A 13,220-nucleotide genomic window follows, 5' to 3' on the forward strand; every position below is an offset into this window, starting at 1 on the left:
CAGCGGCCGCCTCCACCACGGCAGCGGCGAGCGCGTCGAGGTCGGTCGTCGGGCGGGCGACGACGAGCAGCGTCCGCGCGGCCGGGACGAGGTCGTCGACCTCGGCCCACACGCCGTCGCTCGTCGCAACGAGCGGTGCGAGGGCGGCATCGAGGGCAAGCACCGCGTCGATGTCGTCGGTCTCGACGAGCAGGGCCGCGTCGCCCATGGGCAGCAGCCGGAGGCGGGGGCCGATTGGCGACCCGGAGGAGATGTGCGGCGACATGGGGGCCTACCGGGTGAACGGGACGATCTCGATGCCCGCCGCGGTCAGGGCGGCCCGGAGCGCCCGCGCGATGTCAACCGCGCCCGGTGAGTCGCCATGGGTGCAGATCGAGTCCGCCCGGACGTCGATCTCCGTCCCGTCCACTGCGGTGATGCGGCCCTCGACGGCGAGGCGCACCATCCTGGCTGCGATCTCCCCCGGGTCGTGCAGGACCGATCCCGGCTCGCGGCGCGGGAGGAGGTGGCCCTCCGGCGTGTACGCGCGGTCCGCGAACGCCTCGGACACGGTGCGCAGGCCGGCCTCGGCCGCGATCCGCAGGAACGCCGACCCCGGCAGCCCCATGACCGGAAGGGACGGGTCGACGGCGACGACCGCCGCGACCACCGCCGCCGCCTGGGCCTCGTGCTGGACGATCGCGTTGTAGAGGGCGCCGTGCGGCTTGACGTACTCGACCCGGGTGCCCGCCACCTTGCACATGGCCTCGAGCGCGCCGATCTGGTAGATGACGTCGGCGGTCAGCTCGTCCGACTCCATGTCGATGAAGCGCCGGCCGAAGCCGGCCAGGTCTTGATAGCCCACCTGGGCGCCGACGACGACGCCGCGCTCGGCCGCCCGGGCGCAGGTCCGCTGGAGGGTGAGGCTGTCCCCGGCGTGGAAGCCGCACGCCACGTTGGCGCTCGTGACGATGTCGAGCATCGCCGCGTCGTTGCCAATCTCCCAGCTGCCGAGCGACTCGCCGAGATCCGAGTTGAGGTCGATCCGCTGTCCGGTCGTCATGAGCTCTCCTCCGGTGCGGGCAGTCACCCGCGCCCACCGTGTAGTAATTGTTCACCAAACCGCCGTCGGTGCCTCCGCCATACCGCATTGAGCCGTATGCCGCCGAGCTCGCACCCGCTCGAGCGCTGAGTCGCCTTCCTCCCGTCGTTGACCACGCTGGTGCAGCCGGAGGACGCTTGAGCGCGGAGGTGGGAGGCGTGTCCTTCAAGCATCGGTTGATGCACCACGGCAACGCGATCGGTGTGTGGATCCACCACGCGTTCAAGGGTCGGCTCGACGCCTTCGGAGACCAGACGGTCCTCATGGTGATGTCGCCCGGGCGGCGGACGGGGCGGCCGAGGTCCACGATGGTCCGCTACCTCGACCACGACGGCGGTTACCTCGTCTGGGGAACGGGCAGCGGGTCGCCGACCGATCCCGACTGGTTCTGCAACCTGCGCCATGCTGGTGAGGCGACGGTTGAGATCGGCACCAGGGCCGAGACGGTGACGGCAACGGAACTGCGGGGTGAGGAACGGGATCGCGTGTGGCGCGACGTCGTCCTGGCCAAGGTGCCGGGCGTCGCGAAGTACGAGGCGAAGGCGGGCCGCATCATCCCCGTCGCGCTCCTGCGACCCGTCACGATCGCCGGGCCCGGCTAGGCCTGCTTCGGCGGCCAGAAGCGGTCGTCGTCCGGTGGCAGGTCGCTGAACGGAACCCCCTCATCCGGACTCGACACGTGCGGGGGCGTGCTGTCCACGGGCCGCACTCCGTGCACGATGATCCCGCCGGCGCCCAACCCGGTCCCGCGCCCCACCGCGTCCTCGGCGTCGCGGTCGGCTCGGGCGCGCACCGAGAGCTGTCTCCAGAGCGGCGTCGCCACTCGGACCGCCGAGCGCCCGAGCAAGAGCACCAAGGCACCCGTGAGGACGACGAGGGCGGCGTTCTCGCCCAGACCCGCCGGCAGGGTGGTCACCTCGGGAGCAGAGGGACCATCACCGGGACCCCAGTGAGCGGCCTCCGCGGTGCGTTCGGTCACGCCCTTGGCCACGAGGACGAATCCTGCGGCGGTGCCGGCCAGTCCGAGCTTCTGCGAATGCCTACCGCGGCGCACCATCCCTACGCCGGTTGCTGCCGACGCCAGGAAGAGAATCAGAACGTGGACCACCAACGGGACCGCTGCCATACGCAACTCCGGAGAATCCGCTCCCCCTGGCCCGCCAGGTCTGATTTCCAGCCGACCCCAGGTCCAGACCGACAGCTCGAACTCAGGTTGCCCGGGGAACGTCAGCTGCCACGCCGGCCACACGATCGTCGGCATTGCCAGCAGGACGCCCACGACCGCGAGACGAACACCCCAGGTCCACTCGCGGACCACCGTGACCACATCTCATTGTGACCCGGGAGAACCGTCGGCCACCCCTGATCCGGCGACTGGTCAGGGATGCTTCGGTTGGCCGAATTGCTCGTCGTCCGGCACCACGTCGGTGAAGGCGACGCCATCCGTGGGGCCGACATCCGCGAGGACAGGTGGGGTGGTGCCACTACCAGGGCGCTCGCCGTGGAGGATCACGCGGCCTCGCTCGTCCCCGTCGGCCGCCTGGCCGGCGGAGGAATACGAGCCCGAACGTGTTGCTGGGTACGGAATCCCCTCCGAAGCCGTCCGGCGCGGGCTCGACGCCGTACTTGCCCCAGCTCCACATGAGGTTGACCAGCCGCTACTGATCCGGGAAGGCCGGGTCGTCGAAGGCCGGGTAGCTGAAGCTCGACGTGGGCCAGAAGATCGATGGGAGCAGGGCGAGCACACCGACCATCGCCAGCACGCCACCCAACGCGCGGCCCCGAACCGGTCGGATCCTCATGTCCACTTCCCTGTCCCGCGGGCCGGTGCCGGTGCTACCTCGCCCCGAACGCCTCGGCCACCTCGAGCAGGCGGGTGTTGGCCTCGGTCTCGCCGATCGTGACGCGGACGCCGTCGTCGCCGTACTGCCGCACCATGAGACCGGCCTCCTCGCACGCCTCGGCGAAAGCGGTGGAGTCCGCCCCGAGCGGGAACCAGACGAAGTTCGCGTCCGACTCCGGCAGCTTCCAACCCTGGTCCTGCAGGCCCTGCACGACCCGCGCCCGCTCCTCGACGATCGACTCGACCCGCTCCTTCAGCTCGTCGAAGGCGTCGAGCGAGGCGACCGCCGCGGCTTGGGCGATGGAGTTGACTCCGAAGGGCGTCGCCGTCTTCCGGATCGCGGCGGCGACGTCACGGTGGGCGACGGCGAAGCCGACTCGCAACCCGGCCAGTCCGAACGCCTTGGAGAAGGTGCGCAGCACGACGACGTTGGGCCGCTCGCGCCAGACCTCGAGCCCGCGGACAGACTCCGGGTCGCGGACGAACTCGACGTAGGCCTCGTCGATGACGACGATGACGTCGCTCGGGACCCGGTCGAGGAAGGCGTCGAGCTCCGCTCGGTGCACCGACGGCCCGGTGGGGTTGTTCGGTGTGCAGACGAGCACCACCCGAGTGCGCTCGGTGACGGCGTCCGCCATCGCGTCGAGCCGGTGCCGGGCCTGGTCGTCGAGGCCGACCATGACAGGGGTGGCCCCGGCCAGCTGCGTGACGATCGGGTACGCCTCGAACGACCGCCACGCGAAGACGACTTCGTCGCCCGCGTCACACGCGGCCTGGACGATCTGGGCGAGCACGGCGACCGAGCCGGTCCCGGTCGCGATGCAGTCGGCCGAGACGCTGAGGGCCCGACCGAGACGCTCGCGCAGCTCGACGACGGCCATGTCGGGATAGCGGTTGACGGACGCCGCGGCCTCGTTGATCGTCGACAGCACCGACGGGAGCGGTCCGTAGGGGTTCTCGTTGGACGACAGCTTGTAGGGCGTCAGGCCCGGGCGAGCCGTGGCGGGCTTGCCCGGCTTGTAGTCCGGCATCCGGCCGAGGACCTGCCGCAACCGCACGGTCGGGGAGGAACCGGGCGCGGCGGGAACGGGCTGCACGTCGTCGCTCATGCCGCCACTCTATTGAGCCAGCCGGGATGAGCGGGAGGGCTGGGACGGTCCCGGCAGGTGGACCGGGCTCAGCGGCATACGGCTCGATGTGGCTAGGCTCACACTGTCGCGCCAACGCCGCCTCGACGCATCTGTTTGAACACACACGAAGGACGCTGCTCATGCGCATCGGCATCCTCACCGGAGGCGGGGACTGTCCCGGCCTCAACGCCGTCATCCGCGGCGCGGTCCGAGCCGCGGAGGTCACCTACGACAGCACGGTCGTCGGCTTCCGCAACGCCTGGCGGGGCGTGATGGACAACGACTTCGAGCTGCTCGACGTCGACCGCTGCCGGGGCATCCTGCCGCTCGGCGGGACGATCCTCGGCACGAGCCGCGACCAGCCGTTCGCCTTCGAGGATGGGCTGAAGAAGGTCCGCAAGGCCTACGCCCGGCACGGGCTCGACGCCATCCTCGCGGTCGGCGGCGAAGGCTCGATGAATGTCGTCTCCCGCCTCCACGAGAACGGCTTCCCGGTCATCGGCGTCCCCAAGACGATCGACAACGACATCTCCTTGACGGAGATGACGTTCGGCTTCCAGACGGCCGTGCAGATCTGCACCGACGCGATCGACCGGCTGCACACGACGGCCGAGTCCCACCACCGCGTACTCGTCGTCGAGGTCATGGGCCGGCACGTCGGCCACATCGCCATCTGGTCCGGCATCGCCGGCGGCGCGGCGATCACGCTCGTGCCCGAGGAGCCCTTCGACATCGCGGAGGTCTGCGAGCGGATCGTCCACCGGCACCGCAAGGGCCGGTTCGCGACGATCATCGTCGTCGCGGAGGGCGCCGTGCCCAAGCCCGGGACGATGGAGCTGCCGGCGCCGGAGATGGACCGGTACGGCCACCAGGTCCTCGGCGGCATCGGCTCGATCCTGGCCCGCGAGATCCAGGGTCGCACCGGCATCGAGAGCCGGATGACGGCGCTCGGACACATTCAACGGGGTGGGTCGCCGGTGGCGTTCGACCGGGTCCTGGGCACCCGGTTCGGGGTCGCGTCAGTCGAGGCGGCGATGGACGGCGCGTGGGGCGAGATGGTCGCCCTGCAGCGCGGACACATCGTGCGCGTGCCCGTGAAGGAGGCCATCGGAGAGCTCAAGGTGGTCGACCCCGACCTGTTGCGGCTCAACACGATGTTCCAGCCGCGCATTCCCGGCGACGAGCACCCCGGACTTCCCGCCGATCGGCTTGAGCGCGTGGAAGACTGACGCCCATGCTGATGAACTTCGTGATAAAGACCGTCATCAACGGCATCGCCCTGTGGATCGCCGCCCTCCTCGTCGACGGCATCGAGTTCGGCCGCGGGTCCAGCACGTGGGGGACGGTGACGACTGTCCTGCTGGTCGCGCTGGTCTTCGGCGTCCTCAACACGTTCGTGCGTCCGATCGCGAAGCTCCTCTCCCTGCCCTTCATCATCCTGACGCTGGGCCTGTTCGTCTTCATCGTCAACGCGTTGATGCTGTGGCTGACCTCCTGGCTGTCGGAGAAGCTGGGGCTCGCGTTCCACGTGCAGGAGTTCTTCTGGGACGCGGTCCTCGGATCCCTCATCATCACGTTCGTCTCGATGATCCTCGGTTTCTTCAACCCGAAAGACTGACAAGCGAATTGGCCGTATGCCGCTGAGCCCGCTTCCGCTCGGAAGCGGGCTCGCGCGCGTGGCGGGGCCAGTCTGCGTCGGGTGCAATCCGCGCCGGGACGATCAGCCCAGGTCGAACGCGAGCGTGATGGCCACGGACAGCTCAGGCTCTTGACGTGGACGGCGAGCCCCCCACTCGGCGAGCTCGGCGAACTCGTCCGGCTTCCCAGCTGCCTTGAGCGCCAACAAGGTCTCGACCTCATGCTCGTAGATCCGTCGCCGGAGCTCGCGCTCGAGCGCACTCTGAACGAGAGCGGCACGGCTCGGCACAGCCCCGTCCGACACAAGCGTGTCGATCTGCTCAACCATGTGCTCCGGGAGCCGCACGGCGATCTGCTTGCTCATCCCATAGTGGTACCGGAACGGTATGCAACGGAAAGGCGACCACGGGCCCTATTTCGGGGGCAACGAACGGGCGTAGCCGAGGCCGCGCTCGACCCAGCGACGCAGGTGGACGTCGTCCTCGACCACCGACGCCTCGACGCGGAGCCAGCCGTCCATGCTCCGGCCGCCCATCTCCATCCGTGCGACCCCGGCCTCGGCGAGGAGCGCAGCCGTCTCGGCCGGGTCCACCCGAGCGAGCAGCCCGCCCTGGCCGCTCGCCGCGACCGCCATATGGCCGCCGGCAAGGAATGCCAGACCACCGAACATCTTCTTCTCGACGACATCTGCGTCCATCCCGATGATGAACCTGATCCGGTCGGCGAGCTCCTCGTCGTAGGCCATGGCAGCAGTATGGCTCTCAGTCGAGACAGAACTCGTTGCCCTCTGGGTCGGTCATGACGATGTGACCTGCCGACATCGGTGGAGCAGGCTCGAACCGCTGGACCCGTGTCGCCCCCAGGGCGATGAGCCGCTCGCATTCCTGCTCCAAGGCGGCCATCCGCTCGTCGCCGTCGAGGCCGGGCGCGGCGCGGACGTCGAGGTGGACCCGGTTCTTGGCCGACTTCGGCTCGGGCACCTGCTGGAAGAACACGCGGGGCCGCGAGCCTGTTGGGTCCACGATCGCCGAGGCCGAGCGGTGCCGCTCTGGTGGCACGCCGGCTTGGGTGAGGAAGGACGTCCACGCGTCCAGGACCTCGCTGGCCGGGGTCGCGGGCGGCAGGTTGCTGCCGGGCGGCGGCTGGATGACGAAGTCAAGCGCCTCGGCCCAGAACAGGCTCAGACGGATCGGGTCTGCGGCATCAAAGGTCACTTGGATGTCTCGGCTCATGCCAACACATGGTGCCGGTCCCCACCGACACTCGACGAGGAGTGGGGGTCAGGGGCCGTTCGTGCCGTTGGAGGGGTACGCAATCAGGCCGGACTGGTAGGCGATGACGACGAGCTGCGCCCGATCGCGCGCGCCGAGCTTGGTCATCGCCCTGCTCACGTGGGTCTTCGCCGTGGCAGGGCTGAGTACCAGCCGCTGGGCGATCTCGTCGTTGGACAGTCCATGGGCAACGAGTGCGGCGACCTCAAGCTCGCGGGGGGTGAGGACATCCAGAGCGGACGAGCTCGCGAGGTTCGCTGGCCGAGAGACGAACTCACTGATCAGTGTGCGCGTCACGGCCGGCGACAGCAGCGCGTCGCCGCGGACCGCGACCCGGAGCGCCTGGAGTAGATCAGCGGGCTCCGTGTCCTTGAGCAGGAAGCCGCTTGCGCCGGCGCGCAGCGCGGTGAAGACGTACTCGTCGATGCCGTAGTTCGTCAGGACGACAACGTGCACCGCGTCCAGGGAGGTGTCAGAGACGATTCTGCGCGTCGCCTCGATGCCGTCCATGACCGGCATCTGCACGTCGATGAGGGCGATGTCCGGGCGGTGCTCGCGCGCGAGCTCGACGGCTTCCGCGCCGTTGGTCGCCTCCGCCACGACCTCGATGTCATCCTCGGCGTCGAGCAGGCTGCGGATCCCCGTCCGGATCAGGGCCTGGTCGTCGGCGAGGAGCACGCGGATCATGACACTGCGTCCAGCGGCAGCTCGGCCAGGACGGAGAACCCACCGGTCTCCCGAGGCTCGGCGCGCAGGTGACCACCGAGGGCGGTGACCCGCTCGCGCATGCCGATGAGACCGAGCCCGGGCACGGGTGACCCCGCGAGGCGCGGGCCGTCGTTCTCGACCCGCACGGTGAGGGAACGAGGCAGGTATGAGACGCAGACCGTCGTGGGGACCGAGCCTGCGTGCCGCCTGACGTTGGTGAGCGCCTCCTGGACGATGCGATATGCCGCCAGGTCAACACTCGCCGGGATGTCCCCGCGGGTGCCAGTCCGGTTCAACGTCACCTCGACTCCGCCGGCGCGGGCGCGGTCCAGCAGCTGGGGCAATTGGGCCAGTCCGCTTCCGGTGTCAGCCTGCTCACGCAGCGCGCTCAGAGTAGACCGCAGCTCGCGCGTCGCGTCGGCGCTCGCCTCGACGATGGCCCGGAGCGATGCCGGCACCTCCTCGCCGCGTTTCTCCGCGAGATGCGCGGCGACGCCGGCCTGCACCTTGATGACCGAGATGCTGTGGGTCAGCGAGTCGTGCAGCTCGCGGGCGATCCGCAGCCGCTCCTCGACAGCGCGTCGCCGGGCGACCTCCTCGCGGCTACGCACGGCCTCCTCGGCCCGCGCCTCGATCTCGCGGACCCGGGACTGCCAGAGGCGCAGGGCCACTGCGGTCGCGGCAGCAGACACGAGCCAGCCGGTCGCGTAGAACCGACGCCACCCACGATCGGTGCGCATGCGTCCTCCTTCACTCGTGGTGAGCCTAGGCCGGGCATCAGCGTCTGCGCATCTGACTACCGGAGTAGGTGCGGGCTACCTCGCTCGGCGTACGCCCGCGCGGTTCGGACGTCGTGGGTCGGTCCGGCAAGTGTCACCCCGTGGGCGACGCCAAGATCCGCACGACAGCGAAGGATCGACGGCATGCACTCAACGAACTCCATGTCCCAGCAAAGGAATGCATCATGAACTCCGCCGATCTGGCCGTCGAGGTGACCGACCTCGTGAAGTCATTCGGGGCCACGCGGGCCGTCGACGGTCTCAGCCTCACCGTGCCGACGGGCTCCGTGCTCGGACTGCTCGGACCGAATGGCGCAGGCAAGACGACCACGATCCGAATGGTCACGACGCTGACCACCCCCGACTCCGGCACGGTCCGGGTCTTCGGGCGCGACGTGGCGCGCGACCCCGACCCAGTCCGCGCGCGACTCAGCGTGACAGGGCAGTTCGCGTCCGTCGACGACGATCTCACCGGCTGGGAGAACCTCGTCCTCCAGGCCCGGCTGCGCGGCCTCAGAGGTCGCGCGGCGGACACCCGCGTCGAGGAGCTGCTCGCCGTCTTCGACCTCGCCGACGCTGCCCGTCGGGTCGTGTCGACCTACTCCGGCGGCATGCGACGTCGCCTCGACATCGCGGCCGGGTTGGTCGTCACACCGGACCTGCTCGTGCTCGACGAGCCGACCACCGGGCTCGACCCGCGGAGCCGCGGCTTCGTCTGGGACATCATTCGTGCCGCGGTCGCGGAGGGCACGACGGTCCTCCTGACGACCCAGTACCTCGACGAGGCCGACCAGCTCTCCGACCGGATCGCGGTCATCGACCAGGGCCGCCTCGTCGCGGAGGACACGCCCGACGGGCTCAAGCTCGCGCTCGGCTCCGGAGTCCTGACCGTCCGCGTCGACCCGACTCGGCGCGATGACGCCGAGCGCCTGCTCGCCGAGGAGCTCGCTTCCGCGGTCGAACCGTCCGGCGACCCGGCCACGGTGCGGGTGCGCCTCGCCCGGGACGGTGGAGACACCGCGGAGCGAGTGAGCCACGCCCTCATCCGCCTGTCGGGAGCGGGAGTCAGCCCAACGGCATACGCCCTCGGCCGGCCGAGCCTCGACGAGGTGTTCCTCGCGCTGACCGGGAAACCTGCTGACCACGCGACCGTTCGGGGTGCCGAGTCCGCTCACGAGGAGGACGTCGCATGACCGTCGACACCGAGAGCCGTCAGAAACCGGCTCGACTCGCTGACGGGCCGGCTGCTCGCCTTCCCAGGAGTCTCCGGCCACCCACCCGGCCCAGCCGCCTGTCGGCGAGCCTCACGATGGGCCTGCGCGCCCTGCTCAAGGTCAGACGGACGCCGGAGCAGCTGGCCGACGCGATCCTCATCCCGGTCATCTTCACGGTCCTGTTCACCTATGTGTTCGGCGGCGCGCTCTCCGGGTCCCCGCAGGAGTACCTGCAGGACCTGCTGCCCGGGACCCTGGTCCTTGCCGTCTTGCTCATGACGGTGTTCTCGGGCGTGGGACTGAACACCGATCGCGGCCTGGGGCGGCTGCAGCGCTTCAGGTCCCTTCCGATCTGGCAACCCGCGCTCATCGTCGGCGGCCTCATCGGAGACGCACTCCGGTACCTGATCTCCGGGACCCTTGTCATTGGCCTCGGACTCGTCATGGGCTTCCGTCCCGACGGAGGAGCCGCTGGAGCCGGAGCCGCAGTGGCCCTCATCCTCGTCTTCGCCTTCGCGCTGTCCTGGGTCTGGACGTCGATCGGCCTCGTCGCCAGGACCCCGCAGGCGGTGTCGATGATGAGCTTCCTCATCCAGTTCCCGCTGACGTTCGCGAGCAACGCGTTCGTCGACCCGGCGACGATGCCCGACTGGCTCGGCACGTTGGTCGCCGCCAACCCAGTCAGCCATCTCGTCACCGCGGAGCGGGGGCTGATGGCCGGTACGGCAACTTTCGGGGACATCGCTCCCGTCCTCATCGCCGCGGCGGTCATCACCGCGGTGTTCGCACCGCTGACCATGCACCTCTACCGGCGCCGTGCGTGAACCGCGCCGACACACCCATCCCAACCGAACCACGCACAGACAACGACACAAAGGAGACAGCCATGACCAGCCCATTCATCCTCATCACCTCGCACCGCATCCAACCCGCCCGCGCTGACGAGATGGCCGAGCTTGCGGCCGAGTACGCGGACTTCGTCCAGGCGCACGAGGGCGACATGCTCGCGCACCACAGCTACGTCACGGACACCGGCGATGCGCTGACGCTCGTGCACGTCCTCGTTGACGCGGCCGCAGCCGATCGGCACCTGACGGTTGCCGCAGAGCTCATCGGCAAGGGCGCCGCGTTGGCCGAGGGCAACGTTCGCATCGACGTCCTCGGCCAACCCGGCCCTCTCCTGATGAAAGCGCTCGAGGGCAACCGCGCCAACGGTGTCCAGGTCACCGTCGCGGAGCGTGGCCTCGGGGGTTTCGCTCGCGCGGTGAGCGTGTGACCTCGACGTGATTCCGTATGCCGCTGGGCTCGCTTCCGCACGGAGGCGGGCCCACGTGGCGTGTCCCGTCGATTGCTGTCGGCGGGTCGTCCTACCTTCGTGGCATGCGCTTGCTGCACACCTCGGACTGGCACCTCGGGCGGACGCTCCACGGCGTGAGCCTGCACGAGGCGCAATCGGCTGTGCTGGAGCGTATCTGCGAGCTCGTCGAGGACCCGCAGGACGGCATACCAGTCGATGCGGTCATCGTGGCCGGCGACGTCTACGACCGCGGCGTGCCGCCGGTGGAGTCCGTCCAGCTCTTCGAGTGGACGCTCTCGCGCCTCTCCCAGGTGACGACCGTCGTGGTGACGTCCGGCAACCATGACTCCGCGATCCGGCTCGGCTACGGCGCCGCCCTCTTCCGGGACCGCATCCGGATGATCACCGACATCTCGATGATCGACCTGCCCGTGCTGCTGCGGGGCTCGGACGGGGTCGAGGTGGCGATCTACGGCATCCCCTACCTCGACGTGGACCATGCCCGAGTGGCCCTGGCCCACGGGGGTGAGGTCCTCACCCGCTCGCACCAGGCCGTCGTCGGGGCGGCCTGCGACCGGATCCGTGATGACCTGGCCGGCCGCGACGGTGCTCGCTCTGTGGTCGTCGCACACGCGTTCGTCGCCGGCGCCGAGCCGAGCGACTCCGAGCGGTCGATCGCGGTCGGCGGGGTTGACCGAGTCGCCGGGACGGTCTTCGAGGGCATCGACTACGCCGCCCTGGGTCACCTGCACGGGCCGCAGTCGCCCGAGTGCGCCCCTGGGTCCGTGGTGCGCTACTCGGGCTCGCCGCTGCGATACTCCTTCTCCGAGCAGGACCAGGTCAAGGCGGTGCTCCTCGTCGACCTTCCGGCCAAGGGACCAGTCGAGGTCACGGCAATCGAGATCGACCAGCCGCGGCCGATGGCAACCCTGCACGGCACCCTCGACCACCTGCTCGACGACCCGGCCCTGACCACGCACGAGGAGTCCTGGGTGCGCGTCACCGTGACCGACCGCGTGCGACCCGATTCCTTGATGGACCGGCTCAAGTCCCGGTTCCCCCATGTGCTGCAGGTGTTCCATGAACCCGAGGGCCGGATCGAGCGAGGCGTGCGCGGCACGACCCTCGTCAGCGAGCGCGATCCGCGCGAGCTCGGCTCGGACTTCGTCGCCTACGTGACGAAGGCGGAGGCGAGCGATGGCGAGATCGCTTGCTTCGTCGCGGGTTACGAGGCCGCGGTGAAGGCACAGGCCCTCGCCGAGGCACAGGAGGGGGAGGTGGCCTGACGTGCAGCTGCACCGTCTGGAGATGACTGCCATCGGCCCGTTCGCCGGCACGGAGGTCATCGACTTCGGCATCGTCGGGCGCGCAGGGCTGTTCCTCCTCGAGGGTCCGACCGGTTCGGGCAAGTCGACCATCATCGACGCGATCACCTTCGCGCTCTATGGCAAGGTGGCCCAGGCCTCGGCGGACGTCGAGCGGATCCACTCGCACCACGCCGATCCGCGGGAGATACCGGTGGTGACGCTCGTCTTCGAGACCCAGTCCGGGCTGTACCGGGTGCGCCGGACGCCGCGGTTCGAGCGCCCGAAGTCGCGCGGCAGCGGTCAGACCGTGCAGCAGCCGTCGGTCAAGCTGTGGCGGATCACGAGTCCGGACGACCTCGATGGCGGTGAGCTGCTCTCCACGAACATCGGCGACTGCGACGACGAGATCACTCGAGCCGTGGGACTGACGCGCGACCAGTTCGTCCAGACGGTGATCCTGCCCCAGGGTGAGTTCGCGACGTTCCTGCGAGCGAGGTCGGAGGACAAGGGCAAGCTGCTCGAGAAGGTCTTCGGGACGGCATTCTTCCGACGCGTGCAGGAGGAGATCGTCGAGGCAGGGCGGGTCGCCCAGGCCCGGCGGCAGGGAGCGGTCGGCCAGATCCGCGACGCCATCCACGCGTTTGCCGTCTCGGCCGGCATCGAGGCGGAGCGGCGCGACGAGCTGGTGGCTCTGGCTCAGAGGTCACCGAGTGACCTCGATGGCGAGCTGGCCCAAGTGGTCGACGAGCTGGCCACCCGGGAGCGCCACGCCGCCAAGGCCAGCCGCGAGGCGATCGAGGCGCACCGGCAGATGGCCGAGATGGTCAACAATGCCAAGCTGCGGCGGCAGCGGCGACAGCGGCTCGTCGAGCTGCAACGCGAGGACGAGTCGCTGGGGGCGCGCGCGGTCGAGTTCGACCAGCTGCGCGGCCAGGTGGCGCGCGCGCGTCAG

General features: G+C 69.7%; 18 protein-coding genes. 8 read left to right on the forward strand and 10 right to left on the reverse strand.

Annotated elements, in window-relative coordinates:
• A partial coding sequence (locus tag VIR15_RS20360; RefSeq protein ID WP_331931175.1) for a carboxyltransferase domain-containing protein occupies nt 1-265 on the reverse strand: 265 nt, incomplete at its 3' end.
• Between the two features lie 6 nt (nt 266-271).
• Nucleotides 272-1,042 (reverse strand): LamB/YcsF family protein, encoded by a 771-nt coding sequence (locus tag VIR15_RS20365; RefSeq protein ID WP_331931177.1) that lies wholly within the window; start codon nt 1,040-1,042, stop codon nt 272-274.
• Nucleotides 1,043-1,239: 197 nt separating this feature from the next.
• Between VIR15_RS20365 and VIR15_RS20370 the strand changes: the two genes are divergently transcribed.
• The gene (locus tag VIR15_RS20370; protein ID WP_331931179.1) at nt 1,240-1,683 is read left to right on the forward strand and encodes a nitroreductase family deazaflavin-dependent oxidoreductase; all 444 of its coding nucleotides are present in this window, start codon (nt 1,240-1,242) and stop codon (nt 1,681-1,683) included.
• On the opposite strand, the gene VIR15_RS20375 is transcribed toward VIR15_RS20370, so the two are convergent.
• The 3 genes from VIR15_RS20375 to hisC all read right to left on the reverse strand — a co-directional run bounded on the left by VIR15_RS20375 (nt 1,680) and on the right by hisC (nt 4,033).
• Complete coding sequence (locus VIR15_RS20375) at nt 1,680-2,207, reverse strand: hypothetical protein (RefSeq protein ID WP_331931181.1); 528 nt, start codon at nt 2,205-2,207, stop codon at nt 1,680-1,682. The two genes, VIR15_RS20370 and VIR15_RS20375, sit on opposite strands and share 4 nt — an antisense overlap.
• Nucleotides 2,208-2,739: 532 nt before the next feature.
• Nucleotides 2,740-2,883: a hypothetical protein gene (locus VIR15_RS20380; RefSeq protein ID WP_331931183.1), complete on the reverse strand. Its 144-nt coding sequence runs from the start codon at nt 2,881-2,883 to the stop codon at nt 2,740-2,742.
• Between the two features lie 34 nt (nt 2,884-2,917).
• On the reverse strand, nt 2,918-4,033 hold the full coding sequence (gene hisC / locus VIR15_RS20385) for a histidinol-phosphate transaminase (RefSeq protein WP_331931185.1): 1,116 nt from the start codon (nt 4,031-4,033) through the stop codon (nt 2,918-2,920).
• Nucleotides 4,034-4,194: 161 nt separating this feature from the next.
• Here hisC and VIR15_RS20390 point away from each other — a divergent pair, with 161 nt between their 5' ends.
• Entirely contained in the window at nt 4,195-5,283 is a 1,089-nt protein-coding gene (locus tag VIR15_RS20390) for a 6-phosphofructokinase (protein ID WP_331931187.1), read from the forward strand.
• A gap of 5 nt (nt 5,284-5,288) precedes the next feature.
• The gene (locus VIR15_RS20395) at nt 5,289-5,672 is read left to right on the forward strand and encodes a phage holin family protein (protein WP_331931189.1); all 384 of its coding nucleotides are present in this window, start codon (nt 5,289-5,291) and stop codon (nt 5,670-5,672) included.
• A gap of 102 nt (nt 5,673-5,774) precedes the next feature.
• Here VIR15_RS20395 and VIR15_RS20400 read toward each other — a convergent pair whose 3' ends face one another.
• Genes VIR15_RS20400 through VIR15_RS20420 form a run of 5 tightly spaced genes read right to left on the reverse strand, consistent with a single transcriptional unit; the run spans nt 5,775 to nt 8,411 of the window.
• Nucleotides 5,775-6,056 (reverse strand): YlcI/YnfO family protein, encoded by a 282-nt coding sequence (locus tag VIR15_RS20400; protein WP_331931191.1) that lies wholly within the window; start codon nt 6,054-6,056, stop codon nt 5,775-5,777.
• A 48-nt stretch (nt 6,057-6,104) separates the two neighbouring features.
• A complete protein-coding gene (locus tag VIR15_RS20405) occupies nt 6,105-6,437 on the reverse strand; it encodes a TfoX/Sxy family protein (RefSeq protein WP_331931193.1) in 333 nt (110 codons plus the stop codon).
• A 16-nt stretch (nt 6,438-6,453) separates the two neighbouring features.
• Nucleotides 6,454-6,924, reverse strand: a complete 471-nt coding sequence (locus VIR15_RS20410) for a VOC family protein (RefSeq protein WP_331931195.1) — start codon at nt 6,922-6,924, stop codon at nt 6,454-6,456.
• Between the two features lie 48 nt (nt 6,925-6,972).
• Nucleotides 6,973-7,650 carry a response regulator gene (locus VIR15_RS20415; RefSeq protein WP_331931197.1) on the reverse strand — a complete coding sequence of 226 codons (678 nt, stop codon included), beginning with the start codon at nt 7,648-7,650 and terminating at the stop codon, nt 6,973-6,975.
• Nucleotides 7,647-8,411, reverse strand: coding sequence for a sensor histidine kinase (locus tag VIR15_RS20420; protein ID WP_331931199.1), 765 nt, complete (start codon nt 8,409-8,411; stop codon nt 7,647-7,649). The genes VIR15_RS20415 and VIR15_RS20420 overlap by 4 nt, the downstream gene beginning before the upstream one ends.
• A 224-nt stretch (nt 8,412-8,635) precedes the next feature.
• On the opposite strand from VIR15_RS20420, the gene VIR15_RS20425 reads away from it, so the two are divergent.
• The 5 genes from VIR15_RS20425 to VIR15_RS20445 all read left to right on the forward strand — a co-directional run.
• Complete coding sequence (locus VIR15_RS20425; protein ID WP_331931201.1) at nt 8,636-9,643, forward strand: efflux ABC transporter ATPase subunit, DrrA-related; 1,008 nt, start codon at nt 8,636-8,638, stop codon at nt 9,641-9,643.
• Nucleotides 9,640-10,488 carry an ABC transporter permease gene (locus VIR15_RS20430; protein ID WP_331931203.1) on the forward strand — a complete coding sequence of 283 codons (849 nt, stop codon included), beginning with the start codon at nt 9,640-9,642 and terminating at the stop codon, nt 10,486-10,488. The genes VIR15_RS20425 and VIR15_RS20430 overlap by 4 nt, the downstream gene beginning before the upstream one ends.
• A 62-nt stretch (nt 10,489-10,550) precedes the next feature.
• Nucleotides 10,551-10,940, forward strand: coding sequence for a hypothetical protein (locus VIR15_RS20435; protein WP_331931205.1), 390 nt, complete (start codon nt 10,551-10,553; stop codon nt 10,938-10,940).
• A 104-nt stretch (nt 10,941-11,044) separates the two neighbouring features.
• Nucleotides 11,045-12,247, forward strand: coding sequence for an exonuclease SbcCD subunit D (locus tag VIR15_RS20440; RefSeq protein WP_331931207.1), 1,203 nt, complete (start codon nt 11,045-11,047; stop codon nt 12,245-12,247).
• Between the two features lies 1 nt (nt 12,248).
• The coding region (locus VIR15_RS20445; RefSeq protein ID WP_331931209.1) for an AAA family ATPase at nt 12,249-13,220 on the forward strand (972 nt) is incomplete at its 3' end.

Origin of the sequence: Intrasporangium sp., from assembly GCF_036566125.1 — a bacterium.
Lineage (GTDB): Bacteria > Actinomycetota > Actinomycetes > Actinomycetales > Dermatophilaceae > Intrasporangium.

Excerpts from the sequence above, each read along its gene's own strand:
- VIR15_RS20440 (WP_331931207.1), top strand. The coding sequence starts at position 11,045 with ATGCGCTTGCTGCACACCTCGGACTGGCACCTCGGGCGGACGCTCCAC.
- VIR15_RS20410 (WP_331931195.1), bottom strand. The coding sequence starts at position 6,924 with ATGAGCCGAGACATCCAAGTGACCTTTGATGCCGCAGACCCGATCCGT.
- VIR15_RS20420 (WP_331931199.1), bottom strand. The coding sequence starts at position 8,411 with ATGCGCACCGATCGTGGGTGGCGTCGGTTCTACGCGACCGGCTGGCTC.
- hisC (WP_331931185.1), bottom strand. The coding sequence starts at position 4,033 with ATGAGCGACGACGTGCAGCCCGTTCCCGCCGCGCCCGGTTCCTCCCCG.
- VIR15_RS20395 (WP_331931189.1), top strand. The coding sequence starts at position 5,289 with ATGCTGATGAACTTCGTGATAAAGACCGTCATCAACGGCATCGCCCTG.
- VIR15_RS20400 (WP_331931191.1), bottom strand. The coding sequence starts at position 6,056 with ATGAGCAAGCAGATCGCCGTGCGGCTCCCGGAGCACATGGTTGAGCAG.
- VIR15_RS20430 (WP_331931203.1), top strand. The coding sequence starts at position 9,640 with ATGACCGTCGACACCGAGAGCCGTCAGAAACCGGCTCGACTCGCTGAC.
- VIR15_RS20425 (WP_331931201.1), top strand. The coding sequence starts at position 8,636 with ATGAACTCCGCCGATCTGGCCGTCGAGGTGACCGACCTCGTGAAGTCA.
- VIR15_RS20390 (WP_331931187.1), top strand. The coding sequence starts at position 4,195 with ATGCGCATCGGCATCCTCACCGGAGGCGGGGACTGTCCCGGCCTCAAC.
- VIR15_RS20375 (WP_331931181.1), bottom strand. The coding sequence starts at position 2,207 with ATGGCAGCGGTCCCGTTGGTGGTCCACGTTCTGATTCTCTTCCTGGCG.
- VIR15_RS20380 (WP_331931183.1), bottom strand. The coding sequence starts at position 2,883 with ATGAGGATCCGACCGGTTCGGGGCCGCGCGTTGGGTGGCGTGCTGGCG.
- VIR15_RS20415 (WP_331931197.1), bottom strand. The coding sequence starts at position 7,650 with ATGATCCGCGTGCTCCTCGCCGACGACCAGGCCCTGATCCGGACGGGG.
- VIR15_RS20405 (WP_331931193.1), bottom strand. The coding sequence starts at position 6,437 with ATGGCCTACGACGAGGAGCTCGCCGACCGGATCAGGTTCATCATCGGG.
- VIR15_RS20365 (WP_331931177.1), bottom strand. The coding sequence starts at position 1,042 with ATGACGACCGGACAGCGGATCGACCTCAACTCGGATCTCGGCGAGTCG.
- VIR15_RS20435 (WP_331931205.1), top strand. The coding sequence starts at position 10,551 with ATGACCAGCCCATTCATCCTCATCACCTCGCACCGCATCCAACCCGCC.